Source organism: Kitasatospora purpeofusca (assembly GCF_000718025.1).
Taxonomy (GTDB): Bacteria; Actinomycetota; Actinomycetes; order Streptomycetales; family Streptomycetaceae; genus Kitasatospora; species Kitasatospora purpeofusca.
In genome coordinates this window covers 37,810-53,546 of record NZ_JODS01000029.1, presented here as the reverse complement: position 1 = coordinate 53,546, position 15,737 = coordinate 37,810, and the positions used below count along the sequence as shown (strand labels likewise).

The window sequence follows — 15,737 nt, the reverse complement described above, 5'->3', positions numbered from 1 at the left end:
CGGGATCCGGGCCCTCCGGTCAGGCCGTGAGGTAGGCGTCGTCGAGGTTGAGGTAGCCGAACTTGTTGAGGGTGGCGCCGCGTGCCTTGCCGACGGCGACCTCGGTGAGTCCGGCGATGGCGAGGTCGATCACGAACTGCTCGTCCAGCAGGACGTCGGTGATCCGCCCGTAGAGCGCCTTGGCCTCGGGGCTGTCGCTGTCCGGCCGCTGCCAGGCGCGCTGGACGATGTCGGTGTAGGCGGGCGAGCTGAAGCGCGAGCTGTTCTTCGCCTCGTTGAACGGGTAGGCGCTCACCGCCAGGGTGGCGGGGTGGAGTTGGGCGAAGCCGTGGCTCAGTGTCCACAGCGCGGGCATGCTCTGCGCGATCAGCTGCTTCTGCATGGTCGGCGAGTCGGTGGGCTGGAGCACGGTCTCGATGCCGACCTGCTTCAGGTCGTACTGGAGGATCTGGGCGACGGCGGTGTTGCCGGGGTCGTTGCTGTGGGCGAACGGCAGGCTGATGCCGGTGAGTCCGGCGTCCTTGAGCAACTGCCGGGCCCGCTCCGGGTCGTGGCGGTAGTGGCCGGCGGCCTCCGCGCTGTACGCGGGGGAGGACTTGGGCCACGGGGTGGCGGAGACGGTGCCGTAGCCGCCGAGGGCCTGCTCGACCAGCCGCTCGCGGTCGACCGCCCAGGCGATGGCCTGCCGCACCCGCTTGTCGGACACGTGCTCGGCGGTGAGGTTGGCGCCGATGTAGTAGGCGCCGGAGCCGGTGTCGTAGGGCGTGATGCGGAACTGCGGGTCGCTGCGGAGGGTGGCGATGTCCTTGCCGCGGATGCTGTAGGAGAGGTGGGTCTGACCGGTCTTCAGGGAGGAGAGCAGCGACTCCGCCTGCGGGACCACCCGGATCTCGACGCCGTCCAGGTAGGGGCGGCCCGGGTTCCAGTACTTCTCGTTGCGGGCGAAGGTGATCGAGCTGCCGGGCTTGCGCTCGGTGAAGGTGTAGGGGCCGGTGCCGATCAGCTTCGTCCCGGCGAAGGCCTCCTCGACGGTTTCCGAGTCCGGGACGATCATGAACTCGAAGAGGTCGAAGAGATTGCTCACCGGATGGGCGAGGACGAGGGTGAGCTCGAAGTCGCCGTTCTTGCGGAAGTCGGTGACGGCGGTCGCGGTCGACCTCAACTGGGCCGAACGGGCCGGGTTCTGGAGGTTCTTGACCGCGAACACCACGTCGTCGGCGGTGAACCGGCGGCCGCTGTGGAAGGTCACGTCCTCGCGCAGCTTCAGCGTGACGCTCGCGCCGTCCGCGGCGACCTGCCAGGAGGTGGCGAGCTCGGGCTGCGGCTGGAGCTTGTCGTCGTAGCGGGTGAGGGTGTTGAAGACCAGGCGCTGGACGAGGGTGTTGGCGCTCTGGGCGAACAGCAGGGCCGGGGTGAAGTCGACGCCGGTGCCGACCGTGAGGACGCCGCCGCGGCGCGGGCCCGCCGCGTCGCCGGTGGCCTGCCCCGCGGCGGTGTCGGCGGCCGAGCGGCAGGCGGCCAGGGAGAGCAGGCCGGCGCCGGCGAGGCCGCCGCGCAGCAGCGTCCGGCGGGACAGGGCGGGGGCGGTGGGGAAGCTGGTCACGAGTGGGGTCCTCTGCGGGAAGGGGCCTGCGGGGTCGGCGGGGTCGGCGGGTTCGGGGTCGGCGGGTACGTGATCGGCGGGTGCGGGGTGGGCCGGTGCGGCCGGGGGACGGCGGTCAGGGCGTGCATCGGACGGGCGTGCAGGGCGGTGAGCGCGGCGGCTCCGGCGGCCACGGCGAGCACGTCGGCACCGCGCTGCTGGGCGATCAGCAGGTCCGCGTCCCGCCGCAGGTGCGAGCGGCGGGCGAACTCGGTGCGCACCACGTCCAGATAGGCCGGATCGAGCAGGGCGAAGGTCTCGGTCAGGACGAGCAGGTCGGGGTTGACCACGTCGGCCAGCAGGGCCAGCGCGCGGCCGATGATCTCCGCGCGCCGCCGCACCAGCCGGTCGGCGCGCGGGTCACCGGCCTGGACGGCGGCCAGGAAGGCCGCCCGGTCCGGCAGTTCGATGATCCCCTCGGCGGCCGCCGCCTCGAACAGCGTGGTGTCGGAGGCGGCGACCGCCAGACAGCCGGTCCGGCCGCAGTGGCAGAGCAGGTCGCTGTCCGGCACCGGCAGATGGGCGACGTCCCCGGTCGGCGAGGCCGGGCCGACGTGCACGGTGCCGGCGACCGCCAGGGCCGCGTCCACCACGTGGCCGACGAACAGGTGCACCATCGAGCGCCGGGCCGCCGGGTGTCCGAACAGGATCTCCGCCTGGGTCAGCGCCCGGGCGTGGTTGTCGACCTGGACGGGCAGTCCGGAGGCGTCCGAGAGCAGTGCGGCGAGCGGCAGGTCCTGCCACCGCAACGGGTCGTGACGGACGATCAGTCCGCGCTCCCGGTCGACCGAGCCGCCGGTGACCGCGCCGAGGCCGACCACGGTCCGGCCGTCCGGCGCGGCGGCCAGCAGCCGGGGCAGCCGCTCCAGCAGTGGCCGCAGCACGGCCCGGCCGGTTCGGCCGCGATTGCTCAACTCCCGCCGGTGCAGCACGTTCCCGCGCGGATCGAGGAAGGCGAAGGTGCTGTACGGCAGGCCGATGTGCAGCCCGGCCACGGCGATCCGGCCGGTGTCGATGTCGACCGGGAGCTGCGGCCGGCCCACCGACCCGGCGCCGGGGGCGGTCAGCTCGGGCCGCTCGCGCAGCAGTCCGAGCCGGACCAGGTCGACCACCTGGCGGGAGACGGCGGCCGGGCTGAGGCCGGTGAGCGCGGCCACCCGGCCGCGGGACACCGGGCCGTGGTCCAGCACCGCCCGCAGGACGGCGGCGGCGTTGACGTCCCGCCGGGCGTCCCCGGTGCGCGGCCCGCCGACGGGCGTGGCGGGGGCGGTCTCCGTGGTCATGCTTCGCCTTCCTCGGTTCCGGTTCCTTCCGCTCAGCCCCGGTCGGCGCTCGGGGTCACCGCGCCCGGGGCCACCGCGGCGCCGGCCCCGGCGGCCTCGGCGGCGGCCACCTTCGCGGCCTCGGCGGCCGCGGTCTCCAGCTCCTCGGCCGGCACCAGCCCGGCGACCCGCGGCGGCTCGGCGGGCTCCAGCAGCCGGCTCGGCGCGCCGTCAACGCCCACCGGCAGGTCGCCGTCCAGGGTGATCCGGCGGACCAGGCGCGGCTCGTCGCCGTAGTCGTTGACGGCGTAGTGCTGGGTGGCGCGGTTGTCCCAGATCGCGACGTCGCCGACCTGCCAGTCCCAGCGCACGGTGTTCTCCAGCCGCTCCACGTAGCGCTGGAAGAGCGCCAGCAGGGCCCGGCTGTCGGCGCCGGAGACGCCCTGGATCCGCTGGGCGAAGGCGCCGAGCAGCAGGTTCTTCTCGCCGGTCACCGGGTGGACCCGGACCACCGGGTGCTCGGTCTTGAACGCGGTCGAGACGAAGACCTGCCGGAACAGGTTGGCGATCTCGGCGTTGTCCGCCAGCTCGGGGCGCAGGGCCAGGCTCGCCGCGTAGTCGTAGTCGTTGGTGTGCACGGCGCGCAGCGACTCGGCCAGCACCTTCAGCGGCTCCGGCAGGTCCTGGTACGCGGCGGCGGTGTTGGCCCACACGGTCGAGCCGCCGGCCGGCGGCAGCTCCAGGGCGCGGAGGATCGAGGCCTTGGGGTAGGAGGGGACGAAGGTGACGTCGGTGTGCCAGTTGTTGGCGCGCACGCCCTTGGTGGCGTCCAGCTCGAAGACGTAGCGGCCGTCCGCGCTGGGGACGGTGGGGTGGCCGACCGGGTGGCCCAGCAGGCGGGCGAAGGCCTCGTGCTCGGCGTCGTCCAGGTGCTGCTGGCCGCGGAAGAACAGCACCTTGTGCTCGTACAGGGCGGCCTCGATCGCGGCGACGGTCTCGGCGGGCAGCTCGCCGCCGAGGCGGACGTCGTGGACGACCGCGCCGATCCGGCCGGCGGCCGGGGTGAGGCGGAGTGCGGTGGTGGTGGCGGTGGACATGGCGGATCCTCGACTCTCGTACGGAGGTGGATGCGGTGAAGGGGCGAGCGGTGAAGGGGCGTGCGGTGGAGGCGGGTTCGCCGACAGGGCCCGGCCGGCGCGGACGACGGCGCGGACGACGACGTGGACGCGGGCAGGGCACGGCGGGGCGCGGCGGGGCAGGAAGGGGTGCGGCGGGGCGGGGTGCGACGGAGGGCGCACGGGTGCCGCGGTGAGGAAGGACGGCCGGAGTGCGGCCGGGCGTCAGCGGGCGAGCGTCCCGCGACAACAACAGCGGCGGCGGGCCGGGGCGACACGGTGAACGGTGCGGGTGATCATCGGCCCTCCTTCCGCTGTCTCGGGGTGCTGCGACTGGGCTCGGCGCTCATCGTGCTGAAGCCCGCGCACCCCTGTCAATCACCCGTTCCGCCTGCTGGGAACGGGTGTTGCGGCCGTGTGACGCCGCGTTGCGGGAGGCGTTCGGATGATGACGCGGCTGCTGCGAGGGCGTGTTCCCGCCTGTCGCGGGCGTGTCGGGAGGACTAACTTTCGCAGCGGAAATAACCGTGGGCAGTCGAAGGGCCCGCCCGGACAGTGTCCGGACGGGCCCGAGTACGGCGAGGGGTGCCTCCGGAGATCGTCTTCGAGGATCGGATCCGGAGGAGATCGGGTCCCCGCGCAGGTGGGACCGGTGGCGGTGGTGGGCCGCACTGCCCGTGCGGCCCACCGTCAGCGGGTTCCGGCGGCTCAGTAGAGGACGGCGGAGAGCCGCGCCGGGCCCGTCTCGGTGGTGGTGTCACAGAAGTAGACGATGGCCTGGTGGTTGTTCACGTACGCCTGGCCGGCCGCGTGGCAGGCGGCGGCGGTCGGGTAGATGCCGATGTAGGTCCAGGTGGACGCCTGGGCGCTCGGGGCGGCGATCAGGGCGCCACCGGCCATGAGTCCGGCCACGGCGACGGCGGAGAAGGCCTTGCGAATCGACATGAGTGGTCTTCCTCCCATTGGTGAGCGCCGGGGTCCCTGCCCCTGCGCTTCGCCGAGGAGCCTCCTCCGAATGTGAACGCGGGGCAATGGTAGAGACCAATTGCGACCGGAATCGATGTGGTGTTTCTGTGACGGTGCAGGTCACTGGCTCGCCTGACAGGCTGACGATCATCTTCCGGACAGTTCTAACACTGTCCGGCACCTGACAGGCGGTCACCGGCGCCTCCTGGTCGCTAGGCCCCCAGGAGTCGGGCGAAGTCCAGGCCGAGGCTGCCGAGCACGGGGAGCGCGCCGAGGTCGGTGACGGCGCCGACCGGGATGCTGTAGCCCTGGTTGACCTCCCGTGGCTTCGGCGCGGCGGCGGCCGGGCCGGCGAGGGCGCCGGTGAGCACGGCGGTGAGGGTGGCGAGCAGGGTGAAGGTGCGCAACGGGGCCTCCGGGGGCGCGGGAACGGGCGCCCTGCTGAACGCGCGGGGGAGTCGTGCGGTCACGCATCGTCCCCCCGTCGGCCGAGCGAGTAAAGTCTCCTTACTTGTGTTCATGACAACATGTCAGATGTCTGTACCAGTTGTGGATGCTCTGCCTACTGTCCTTCCCAACCACCGAACTGGGAGGGTGCACATGCGAGTTGTCCCGAACCTCCGGATCCTGGCGGGCGTCCCGCTGGCCGCCGCCGCGCTGGTCGCGCTCACCGCCGGCACCGCGAGCGCCGCGATACCGATCAACAAGCCCATGAACGGCAAGGCCACCTACTACAACGACGCCGGCTACGGCGCCTGCGGCACCCAGATCAACGCCGGCAACCAGATGCTGGTCGCCGTCTCGCACACCTGGTGGACCAGCGCCAACCCCAACAACGACCCGCTCTGCAAGGGCATCTCGGTCAAGGTCAGCTACCAGGGCAAGACCGTCACCGTGCCGGTCCGGGACAAGTGTCCGTCCTGCGACTCCACCCACATCGACCTCAGCCAGCCGGCCTTCGCCCGGCTCGCGCCCCTCGGCCAGGGCGTGATCAACGGCCTGACCTGGCAGTTCGTCAAGGCCGGGTTCGCCGGTGAGAGCATCCCGCTCTCCGAGCCGGTCACCGGCTCCACCATCGGCTGAGCCGGCACCCCCGACGCCCGCCCCCGCCGCGGCCCCCACTGTCGGCGGGTGCGGGCACAATCGGCACCGTCCAGAGCCGGTGCGGCGAGCGCGGCCGGCGCGAAAACGGAGGAGCGGCGGACATGGCGCGGTACATCACGGTCACGGCGGCGGTCACCGTCGCCGAACCCCGCCTGCGGGCCTATCTGCGCGCGCCGCTCGCCCCGGCCTCCGCCTGGCCGGAGTCCGACTGGACCGGCCTCTGTACCCCCTGGACCGACCGGGCCCTGCGCGACCGGTACCTCGCCGAACTCCCGGCCGCCGTCGCCGAGTGCGACAGCTGGCTCGACGGCGACCACGCCGACCACCTCCTCGAACTGGCCGAGAACGACGATCTCGGCCTGCGCCACGACGGCGCCGCCGGCACCCTCGTGCTCGACCTCGACACCCGGGTCGACTTCGAACTTCCCGGCATGATCTGGGCGTTCACCCTGCTGCGCGGCCTGGCGGAGGTGATGGCCGAGGGCGACGGCGGACTCGTCGAACTCACCCCCGACTGGACCGGAGGCACCGTGCCGATGCTCCTGGCACCGCGGCGCTCCGCCTTCCTCGACCCGGCCCGCGACGCCGCCGCCCTGGCCCGCGCCCGCGACGCGGCCTTCGACGTGCGCTGCGCCGTCCCCGAGCCGGGGGAGGACGAGCCGACCGCAGGGCTGCTCGAACGCCTCCTCGGAGCCTGACCCCGTTCCGGCCCCCGCGGCGCAGGACCCGCTCCCACCCCTGCCGCGCACCTGACAGGGTGCAGCGAGCGGGTACCGGATTCTTCCAGGCTGGCGGTGGTTCGCACCCGGGCGGCAGGCGTAGCGTCCGGGAAACTGTCGGCGTGAGAGCGAGGTCGGGTTCCGTGGGGTCCGGTGGCACGGGTGTGAACGGCGGAGTGTCCTTCTGGTGGAGCCGGCTCGGGATTCCCGAGGCCCGGCCCGCACTGCCCGGCAACCGGGAGGTCGACGTCTGCGTGGTCGGCGGCGGCTACACCGGCCTGTGGACGGCCTACTACCTCAAGAAGGCCGACCCGGGCCTGCGGATCGCCGTCCTGGAGCAGCGCTTCTGCGGCTACGGCGCCTCCGGGCGCAACGGCGGCTGGCTGTACAACGGCTTCGCCGGCCGCGGCGCCTTCGCCCGCCGCTACGGGCAGGAGCGGGCCGCCGCGATGCAGCGGGTGATGGACCGGGCGGTCGGCGAGGTCGCCGACACCCTCGCCGCCGAGAACATCGACGCCGACCTGGTGCGCGGCGGCGTCCTGGAGGTCGCCCGCACCCCCGCCCAACTGGCCCGGCTGCGCGCCTTCACCGAGGCCGAACGCGCCTACGGCGCCGACCGCGTCCAGGAGCTCGACGCCACCGAGGCCGCGCACCGCCTGAACGTCGCCGGGACCCTCGGCGCCGTCTGGAGCCCGTACGGCGCCCGCCTCCAGCCCGCCAAGCTCGCCGCCGGCCTCGCCGACGTGGTCGAACGCCTCGGCGTCGACCTGTACGAGGGCACCCGGGTGACCGGGATCCGCGGCGGCCGCAAGGCCCGGGCCGTCACCCCGCACGGCACCGTCACCGCCCGCTTCGTACTGCGCGCCACCGAGGGCTTCACCTCGGGCCTCGCGGGCGAGCGCCGCACCTGGCTGCCGATGAACTCGGCGATGATCGCCACCGAACCGCTGCCCGCCTCCTTCTGGGAGGAGACCGGCTGGGAGGGCCGCGAGGTGCTCGGCGACTTCGCCCACGCCTACATGTACGCGCAGCGCACCGCGGACGACCGGATCGCCCTCGGCGGGCGCGGCGTCCCCTACCGCTTCGGCTCCCGCACCGACACCGACGGCACCACCCAGCCCGCGACCGTCCGCCAACTGCGGGAGATCCTGCACGAGTTCTTCCCCGCCGCCCGCACCGCCAGGATCGAGCACGCCTGGGCCGGGGTCCTCGGCGTGCCCCGCGACTGGTGCGCCACCGTCGACCTGGACCGCCGCACCGGCCTGGGCTGGGCCGGCGGCTACGTCGGCAGCGGCGTCACCACCACCAACCTGGCCGGCCGTACCCTGCGCGACCTCGTCCTCGGCCACGACACCGAACTCACCCGGCTGCCCTGGGTCGGCCACAACGTCCGCCGCTGGGAACCCGAACCCTTCCGCTGGCTCGGCGTCCACGCCCTCTACGCCGCCTACCACCTCGCCGACCGCCGGGAAGCCACCGGCCGCCGCCCCACCACCTCCCCCCTCGCCCGGCTCGCCGACACCATCGCCGGCCGGTAGCGGGAGGGGCGTGGGGCCCCGGGCGCGCCCGGGGCCCCACGCCTCGGCTCAGGCGCCCACGTAGGCCGCAAGGTGTTCGGCGGTGAGGGTGGAGCGGGCGGCGACCAGCTCGGCCGGGGTGCCTTCGAAGACGATGCGCCCGCCGTCGTGGCCGGCGCCGGGGCCCAGGTCGATGATCCAGTCCGCGTGTGCCATCACGGCCTGGTGGTGCTCGACCACGATGACGGACTTGCCGGACTCGACCAGGCGGTCCAGCAGGCCGAGCAGCTGCTCGACGTCGGCCAGGTGCAGGCCGGTGGTCGGCTCGTCGAGGACGTAGATGCCGCCCTTGTCGCCCATGTGGGTGGCCAGCTTGAGGCGCTGCCGCTCGCCGCCGGAGAGGGTGGTGAGGGGCTGGCCGAGGCTGATGTACCCGAGGCCGACATCGGCCAGGCGGGTGAGGATGCGGTGGGCGGCGGGGGTGCGGGCCTCGCCGGCGGCGAAGAAGGCCTCCGCCTCCGTCACCGGCATCGCCAGAACCTCGCTGATGTCCTTGCCGCCGAAGCGGTACTCCAGCACCGAGGCGTCGAAGCGCCGCCCCTCGCAGTCCTCGCAGGTGGTGGCCACACCGGCCATCATCGCGAGGTCGGTGTAGACCACGCCGGCGCCGTTGCACGTCGGGCAGGCGCCCTCGGAGTTCGGGCTGAACAGGGCCGGCTTCACCCCGTTGGCCTTCGCGAAGGCCTTCCGGATCGGCTCCAGCAGACCGGTGTAGGTGGCCGGGTTGCTGCGCCGGGAGCCGCGGATCGGGCTCTGGTCGACCGACACCACGTCCTCGCCGGGCGGGACCGAGCCGTGCACCAGGGAGCTCTTGCCGGAGCCGGCCACACCGGTGACCACGACCAGGACGCCGAGCGGGACGTCCACGTCGACGTCGCGCAGGTTGTGGGCGGTGGCGCCGCGGATCGGCAGCTTGCCCGTCGGCGTGCGGACGGTCGGCTTCACCGCCGCCCGGTCGTCCAGATGACGGCCGGTCACCGTGCCCGCCGCGCGCAGGCCCGTCAGCGGACCCTCGTAGCAGACCGTGCCGCCGGCCGAGCCCGCGCCCGGGCCGAGGTCCACCACATGGTCGGCGATCGCGATCACCTCGGGCTTGTGCTCCACCACCAGCACCGTGTTGCCCTTGTCCCGCAGCTGGAGCAGCAGGCCGTTCATCCGCTGGATGTCGTGCGGGTGCAGACCGGTGCTGGGCTCGTCGAAGACGTAGGTGACGTCGGTGAGCGAGGAGCCGAGGTGGCGGATCATCTTCACCCGCTGCGCCTCGCCGCCCGACAGGGTGCCGGCCGGCCGCTCCAGCGAGAGGTAGCCGAGGCCGATCTCCACGAAGGAGTCCAGGGTCTGCCGGAGCGCGGCCAGCAGCGGCGCCACCGAGGGCTCGTCCAGGCCGCGCACCCACTCCGCGAGGTCGCTGATCTGCATCGCGCAGGCGTCGGCGATGCTGATGCCGCCGATCTTCGAGGATCGGGCGGCCGCGGTGAGCCGGGTGCCCCCGCAGTCGGGGCAGGCGGTGAAGGTGACCGCGCGGTCCACGAACGCCCGGACGTGCGGCTGCATCGCCTCCCGGTCCTTGGCCAGCATGGACTTCTGGACCTTGGGGATCAGCCCCTCGTAGGTGAGGTTGATGCCGTTGACCTTGACCTTGGTCGGCTCGCGGTGCAGGAAGTCCCGCAGCTCCTGCTCGCTGTAGTCGCGGATCGGCTTGTCCGGGTCGAGGAAGCCGGAACCGGCGTAGATCCTGGTCATCCAGCCGTCACCGGTGAAGCCGGGGACGGTGATCGCGCCCTCCGCGAGCGACTTGGAGTCGTCGTAGAGCTGGGTGAGGTCGATGTCGGAGACCGAGCCCCGGCCCTCGCAGCGCGGGCACATGCCGCCGGTGATGCTGAAGCTGCGCTTCTCCTTGACGGTCTTCCCGGCGCGCTCGACGGTGACCGCGCCGGCCCCGCTGATCGAGGCGACGTTGAAGGAGAAGGCCTTGGCCGAGCCGATGTGCGGCTGCCCCAGCCGGCTGAACAGGATCCGCAGCATCGCGTTGGTGTCGGTGGCGGTGCCGACGGTGGAGCGCGGATCGGCGCCCATCCGCTGCTGGTCGACGATGATCGCGGTGGTCAGGCCGTCCAGCACGTCCACGTCGGGCCGGGCCACGGACGGCATGAAGCCCTGGACGAAGGCGCTGTAGGTCTCGTTGATCAGCCGCTGCGACTCGGCCGCGACGGTGTCGAACACCAGGGAGCTCTTGCCCGAGCCGGAGACGCCCGTGAACACCGTGAGCCGGCGCTTCGGGATCTCGATACTGACGTCCTTGAGGTTGTTCTCCCGCGCCCCGTGCACGCGGATCAGGTCGTGGCTGTCGGCGGCGTGCGGCTCGGTGGCCTGCGCGCCGGTGCTCCTGGCCGTGCTCATCGTGTCTCCGGTTCCTCTGGCGATGCCCTCGGTTCCGATCCAACCACCCGGGTACGACAAACGGTGTTCGGGGACTGCCCCGTCGAGGGGACAGTCACTGGGCCGGTCGGCGCCCGTGCGCTGGCGGCCGGCGGGGGCGCGCCGCACGGTGGTGGCGGGGGCAGGACAGCGGGAGCCGGACAGCGGGAGGCGGCCAGGTGCGGGCGAGGCGGTTGTGGCGGGCACGGCGGGCGTGGCGGGCGGCGGCGGGGGCGACCGCCCTCGTGCTGGGGATCGGCGCGGCCCCGGCCGCGGCCGCCGGGCTGCGGCCCACCTGGACGGTGGCCGTGGTCGACCAGGCCTCCCGGCGGGTGCTGCTGCTGGGCGCCGAGCGGCCGGCCGCGCTGTCCGTACCCGGCGGGCCGGACCGGCGGCAGGTGCTCTGGTCGTGGTCCGCGGACGCCGCCCCCGACCTGGCCGACCTCGACCCGGGCCGGACCTGGGCGATGCCGGACGAGGCCAAGAGCCGGGTCCGGCACGGCCGTCGCTACCTGGTCACCACCGCCTCCGGTGGTCTGGCGGCCGTCGTCGACACCACGACCGGCGCCACCGCCTGGGCCGTCGACACCGGGTCGGCCAACCCGCACAGCGCCGAACTGCTCCCGGACGGCAACGTCGCCGTCGCCGCCTCGGGCGGCGGCTGGGTCCGGCTGTACGCGGCCTCGCTGGGGCCGCGCAGCACCGCGCACGCCGAGTACCGGCTGCCGGGCGCGCACGGTGTCCAGTGGGACGCGCGCACCCGGCTGCTCTGGGCGCTCGGCGACGACACCCTGACGGCGCTGAGGGTGGGCGGTTCGGCGGCCGCGCCGACGCTCACCGTCGAACGGTCGGTGCCGCTGCCCGAACGCGGCGGCCACGACCTGGCCCCGGTGCTCGCCTCGCCGGGCCGGTTCTGGGTCAGCACGACGGCCCACCTGTGGCGGTTCGACCCGCCGACGGACCGCTTCACCCGGATCCGGTTGGCGGACGAACGGGCCGAGCGGGACATCAAGAGCGTGGGTGACGAGCCAGGCTCCGGGCGGCTGCTCACGGCCGCCCCGGACCATGCGGGCCCGTGCACCTGGTGCACCTCGGTGCTCACCCTGCACCGCCCCGACGGCGTCCGGTACCTGCCCGGCGCCCAGCTCTACAAGGCGCGCTGGTGGACCAGTTGGGGGAGCGGGGCATGACCGGCCGACCGGAGGCCCGGGCGCGGGGAGCGGCCGGACGGGGTGGCATTCGGAGGATGCGGCTGATTTTATGCAACGTCAAACTACTCCAATGGTGGTCAGTTTCCGCTCCTGTTCCGAATACCTTCCCGTAGCGCCCCGGGCTGGGATAGCGTCCATGGCGCCGGGGGGAACACGAACCCGATCCGGGGTTCGAACATCCAGAAACGCGCATCCAGAAATGCCGTAACCGTTTAGGGAGAGAACTGTGCGCAATTTCGTTTCCGAATCCAGGTCCGAGAACGTCGACGAACTGCGGCTCGCGGTCGACTCGCTCGCGGCCTTCCCGGCCGGCGGCGCGGCCGGCGGGTCGGACGTCCCCGAGCGCCTGGCGGCGGTCGCCGAGCTGTGCCGGGCGGTCGACGGCGTGCTCGACAGCCTGGTCGTCCAGGCCGCCGCCGAAGCAGCCGAGGAGGGCTGGACCGCCGCTCGGATGGCCTCCGAACACGCGGTGTACTACGCGCGGTTGCAGCGGGCGCTGCTGCCCACCGGTGCCGCGGCCGAACACCGGTGAGCGCGGCACGGAACCACGTGGAGGACGCCAACGCGCACGTCCTGGCCTGCCCCACCCGGTGGAGCGACGTCGATGAGAACGGGCACATCAACAACGCCCGGCTGGTCTCCTACGTGCAGGAGGGAATTTACGACCTCTTCTGCCACCACTCGACCGCAGTAAGGGAATCCCTGTTTCCGTCGGGATTCCTGATCGCCCGGCACGAGATCGATTATCTGGAACAGCTGTACCACCGGCCGGAGCCATTGCTGGTGCGGCTGACCGTGGAACGGCTCGGACGCAGTTCCGCACATGTCGTGGTGAATGTGTGCCGGGACCCGCACACATTTATGCGGGCGCGGACCGTGGTGGTCGCCCGGGACGAGGCCTCCGGCCGTTCCCGTACGCTCAGCCCGTCGGAGCGGCGGTTCCTCTCCGGCTTCCTGGCCGACGAGGTGGCCGTCGCGGCGCCGCCCCGGCCGGGAGTGAAGTCCCCGCGCGGGGCCCTGGTCGCGGCCTCCGCCGGACACCACCAGCCCCGCCGGCGCCTGCCCGGCCTGAGCGCGCTGACCCGGGGCGTCCCCGTGGGGTCGTACCGGCACCGCGCGCGCTGACCCTCAGGTAGACCGGGCCGGCCGACGCCCGGCACAGGAAGTCGACTGGGGCTTCTTCCTGTGCGGGGGCGGACGGGCGGACGGACGCGACGAGGGCGGGCCGGGGCAGCCGGGAGGACGGCCGGCAGGACGACCGGAGGGACGACCGGAAGGACCGGGCGGCGGGTCAGCCGACGGTCGCGCGGTGGAGTTCCGCGCCCGGGCCGTCGAGCCGGACCGGGACGGTGGTGGGCGGCAGGTAGGCGGAGCCGCCCCGGGCGAGGCGCAGGGACGGGCCGTCGGGGGCGGACAGCCGGGCCTCGCCGGCGGTGCACAGCAGGATCTGCGGGGCGTCCGCCCGGTCGATCCGCACGCCGGTGTCGCCGGGGCGGAGCCGGGAGAGGCGGAACTCGGCCGCGAGGGAGGGGAAGCAGGATTCCGAGGGATCGCCGCCGGCCGTCGGCGCGGCGGTCAGTACGGCCGGTTCGACGGCCTCGAAGACGGTCACCGCGAGCAGGCCCGGGACATCGATGTGCTTGGCGGTCAGACCGCACCGCAGCACGTTGTCCGAGTTGGCCATCAGCTCGACGCCCAGGCCGCGGAGGTAGGCGTGCGGCACACCGGCGTCCAGGTGCAGTGCCTGGCCGGTCCGCAGCCGGACGTGGTTCAGCAGCAGCGCGGCGAGCAGGCCCGGGTCGCCGGGGTAGTCGCGGGCGGCGCGGGCGTAGGCCGCGCAGGCGGCGGCGTCGGGGCCGTCGGAGGCCGCGAGGCGCTCCAGCGCGGCGGTGACCTCCTTGAGCACGGCAGCACTGCCCGGGCCGCCTGTAGCGTCGCCACCGTCGCCGAGGGCCTGTCGGAGCAGGGCGGGCAGCACCTCCGCGGCGGGCCGCGCGCGCAGCGCCGACACCCAACCGGCCAGCGCCGGGACTGCCAGCCGTTCCAGCAGCGCGGCCGTGGCGGCGGTCGGGCGGAAGCCGCACAGAGCCTCGAAGTCGCCCAGCGCGCACAGGAGTTCCGGCTTGTGGTCGCGGTCCTTGTACACCCGCTCCGGGGCGTCCGGCGGCACCCCGAGCGCCTCCTCGGCGGCGAACCCCGCCTCGGCCTGCGCCCGGGTCGGGTGGACCTGGAGCGACAGCGCCCGTTCGGCGGCCAGCACCTTGAACAGGAACGGCAGCCGGGGGCCGAACCGCCGGACGGTGGCCGCGCCGAGGAACTCCTCCGGGGCCTCGGCGATCAGCCGGTCCAGCGGGCGCGGCCCGTGCCCGTCGTCGAGCAGCGAGGGCGCGGACGGGTGGGCGCCCAGCCACAGTTCGGCCTGCGGCCCGCCGGTGGGCGCGGCGCCGGTCAGCGCGGGGATCGCGGTGACGGACCCCCAGGCGTACGGGCGCACCGGGTTGGTGAGCGGGGCGAACAGCGGCATGCGGACGGTCTCCCGGAGACGGTGGCGCGGGAACGGGAACGGGAACGGGAACGGGCGGAGGGTGCGGGACGGGCAGGGGCGGGGGACGGGCGCCCGGTGCTCAGCGGCAGAGCGCGGCGGCGCCGATCAGCCCGGCGTCGTTCCCCAGCTCGGCCCGGCGCACGTCCAGCCCGCGCACGTACGGCAGCGCCGCGTAGCGGTCCAGGTGCCGGGCGAGCGGCTCGAACAGCACCGGACCGGCCGCCGCCACCCCGCCGCCGACCACCACCCGCCGCAGGTCGACCAGGGTGGCGGTGGCGGCGATCCCGGCCGCCAGCGCCTGTGCGGCCCGGTCGAAGGCGGCCAGCGCCACCGGGTGCCCGGTCAGCGCGTCCTCGGCCACCGCGCGCGCCGAGCGGTCCCCGCCCCGGGGCTCCCAGCCCCCGGCGAGCGCCCGCCTGGCGATGGCGGTGCCGCTGGCGATGTTCTCCAGGCAGCCGTACGAGCCGCACGGGCACCGCTGGCCGTCCAGGTCCACGCTGATGTGGCCGAGGTGGCCGGCGTTGCCGCTGGGTCCGGGGTGCACCGCGCCGTTGAGCACCAGTCCCGCGCCGACGCCGGTGGAGACCACCAGGCAGAGCGCGTTGTCGGCGCCCCGGGCGGCGCCGCGCCAGTGCTCCGCGGCGGCCATCGCGACCCCGTCCCCGGCCAGCGCCACCGGGCGGTCGGCCACGGCGGGGTGGGCGGCGACCTCGACGGTGAGCGGGAACTCGCGCCAGCCGGGGATGTTGACCGGGCTGACCGTGCCGCCGACGAGGTCCACCGGTCCGGCGCTGCCGATGCCGACGGCGGTGACCGCCGCCCAGTCGGGGGAGGCGGCGAGGTGGTCCAGTACCCGGTGCACCACGGCCAGCACCTCGGCGCCGGACTCCTTCGCCGGGGTCGGCAGCTGGACGCGGTGGGCGAGCGTCCCGGCGGAGTCGACGAGCGCCCCGGCGATCTTGGTGCCGCCGATGTCGACGGCTGCCCACACCGGACCGACGAGCAGGGGGCCGGCGAACTGCGGGGTGGTGGACGGCGAGGGCGCGGTCATGGCGGAGGGCTCCGGTGGGGTGGACGCACGGACGGACGGGCAGCCGGCCCGCCGCCCCCGGAGGACCGGGGCGGCGGGCCGGACAGGACGTAGCAGGAGGTAGCAGGACGAGCAGGACGAGCACGAG

Annotated in this window: 14 protein-coding genes; 6 read left to right on the top strand and 8 right to left on the bottom strand. The window is 74.0% G+C overall.

Features of this window, described 5'->3' with window-relative positions:
- Window positions 1–19: 19 nt before the first annotated feature.
- The 5 genes from IF01_RS0131300 to IF01_RS0131280 form a co-directional block, all read right to left on the bottom strand.
- A complete protein-coding gene (locus tag IF01_RS0131300; protein ID WP_030396967.1) occupies window positions 20–1,603 on the bottom strand; it encodes an ABC transporter substrate-binding protein in 1,584 nt (527 codons plus the stop codon).
- A complete protein-coding gene (locus IF01_RS42570) occupies window positions 1,600–2,925 on the bottom strand; it encodes an ROK family transcriptional regulator (RefSeq protein WP_051756567.1) in 1,326 nt (441 codons plus the stop codon). The genes IF01_RS0131300 and IF01_RS42570 overlap by 4 nt, the downstream gene beginning before the upstream one ends.
- 32 nt (window positions 2,926–2,957) lie before the next feature.
- The gene (locus tag IF01_RS0131290) at window positions 2,958–4,001 is read right to left on the bottom strand and encodes a TauD/TfdA dioxygenase family protein (RefSeq protein WP_078880473.1); all 1,044 of its coding nucleotides are present in this window, start codon (window positions 3,999–4,001) and stop codon (window positions 2,958–2,960) included.
- Window positions 4,002–4,727: 726 nt separating this feature from the next.
- Entirely contained in the window at window positions 4,728–4,964 is a 237-nt protein-coding gene (locus tag IF01_RS0131285) for a hypothetical protein (protein ID WP_030396964.1), read from the bottom strand.
- Between the two features lie 233 nt (window positions 4,965–5,197).
- Complete coding sequence (locus IF01_RS0131280; protein ID WP_157855396.1) at window positions 5,198–5,455, bottom strand: hypothetical protein; 258 nt, start codon at window positions 5,453–5,455, stop codon at window positions 5,198–5,200.
- 130 nt (window positions 5,456–5,585) lie between these two features.
- On the opposite strand from IF01_RS0131280, the gene IF01_RS0131275 reads away from it, so the two are divergent.
- From IF01_RS0131275 to IF01_RS0131265, 3 genes are all read left to right on the top strand, one after another.
- Complete coding sequence (locus IF01_RS0131275; RefSeq protein WP_051742054.1) at window positions 5,586–6,068, top strand: cysteine/serine endopeptidase inhibitor; 483 nt, start codon at window positions 5,586–5,588, stop codon at window positions 6,066–6,068.
- A gap of 122 nt (window positions 6,069–6,190) precedes the next feature.
- Window positions 6,191–6,787 carry a hypothetical protein gene (locus tag IF01_RS0131270; RefSeq protein WP_030396961.1) on the top strand — a complete coding sequence of 199 codons (597 nt, stop codon included), beginning with the start codon at window positions 6,191–6,193 and terminating at the stop codon, window positions 6,785–6,787.
- Between the two features lie 185 nt (window positions 6,788–6,972).
- Entirely contained in the window at window positions 6,973–8,346 is a 1,374-nt protein-coding gene (locus IF01_RS0131265; protein ID WP_233290313.1) for an NAD(P)/FAD-dependent oxidoreductase, read from the top strand.
- A gap of 48 nt (window positions 8,347–8,394) precedes the next feature.
- Here IF01_RS0131265 and IF01_RS0131260 read toward each other — a convergent pair whose 3' ends face one another.
- Window positions 8,395–10,785, bottom strand: a complete 2,391-nt coding sequence (locus IF01_RS0131260) for an ATP-binding cassette domain-containing protein (RefSeq protein ID WP_030396959.1) — start codon at window positions 10,783–10,785, stop codon at window positions 8,395–8,397.
- Window positions 10,786–11,048: 263 nt separating this feature from the next.
- On the opposite strand from IF01_RS0131260, the gene IF01_RS0131255 reads away from it, so the two are divergent.
- The 3 genes from IF01_RS0131255 (at window position 11,049) to IF01_RS0131245 (ending at window position 13,139) form a co-directional block, all read left to right on the top strand.
- Entirely contained in the window at window positions 11,049–11,993 is a 945-nt protein-coding gene (locus IF01_RS0131255) for a DUF6528 family protein (RefSeq protein ID WP_078880484.1), read from the top strand.
- Between the two features lie 247 nt (window positions 11,994–12,240).
- The gene (locus tag IF01_RS48605) at window positions 12,241–12,546 is read left to right on the top strand and encodes a hypothetical protein (protein ID WP_030396957.1); all 306 of its coding nucleotides are present in this window, start codon (window positions 12,241–12,243) and stop codon (window positions 12,544–12,546) included.
- Entirely contained in the window at window positions 12,543–13,139 is a 597-nt protein-coding gene (locus tag IF01_RS0131245) for an acyl-CoA thioesterase (protein WP_167349783.1), read from the top strand. The genes IF01_RS48605 and IF01_RS0131245 overlap by 4 nt, the downstream gene beginning before the upstream one ends.
- A gap of 166 nt (window positions 13,140–13,305) precedes the next feature.
- Here IF01_RS0131245 and manA read toward each other — a convergent pair whose 3' ends face one another.
- Together manA and IF01_RS0131235 are read right to left on the bottom strand one after the other, a co-directional pair.
- A complete protein-coding gene (gene manA, locus IF01_RS0131240) occupies window positions 13,306–14,538 on the bottom strand; it encodes a mannose-6-phosphate isomerase, class I (RefSeq protein WP_030396955.1) in 1,233 nt (410 codons plus the stop codon).
- Window positions 14,539–14,638: 100 nt separating this feature from the next.
- The gene (locus tag IF01_RS0131235) at window positions 14,639–15,610 is read right to left on the bottom strand and encodes an ROK family protein (protein WP_051756564.1); all 972 of its coding nucleotides are present in this window, start codon (window positions 15,608–15,610) and stop codon (window positions 14,639–14,641) included.
- Between the last annotated feature and the right edge of the window lie 127 nt (window positions 15,611–15,737).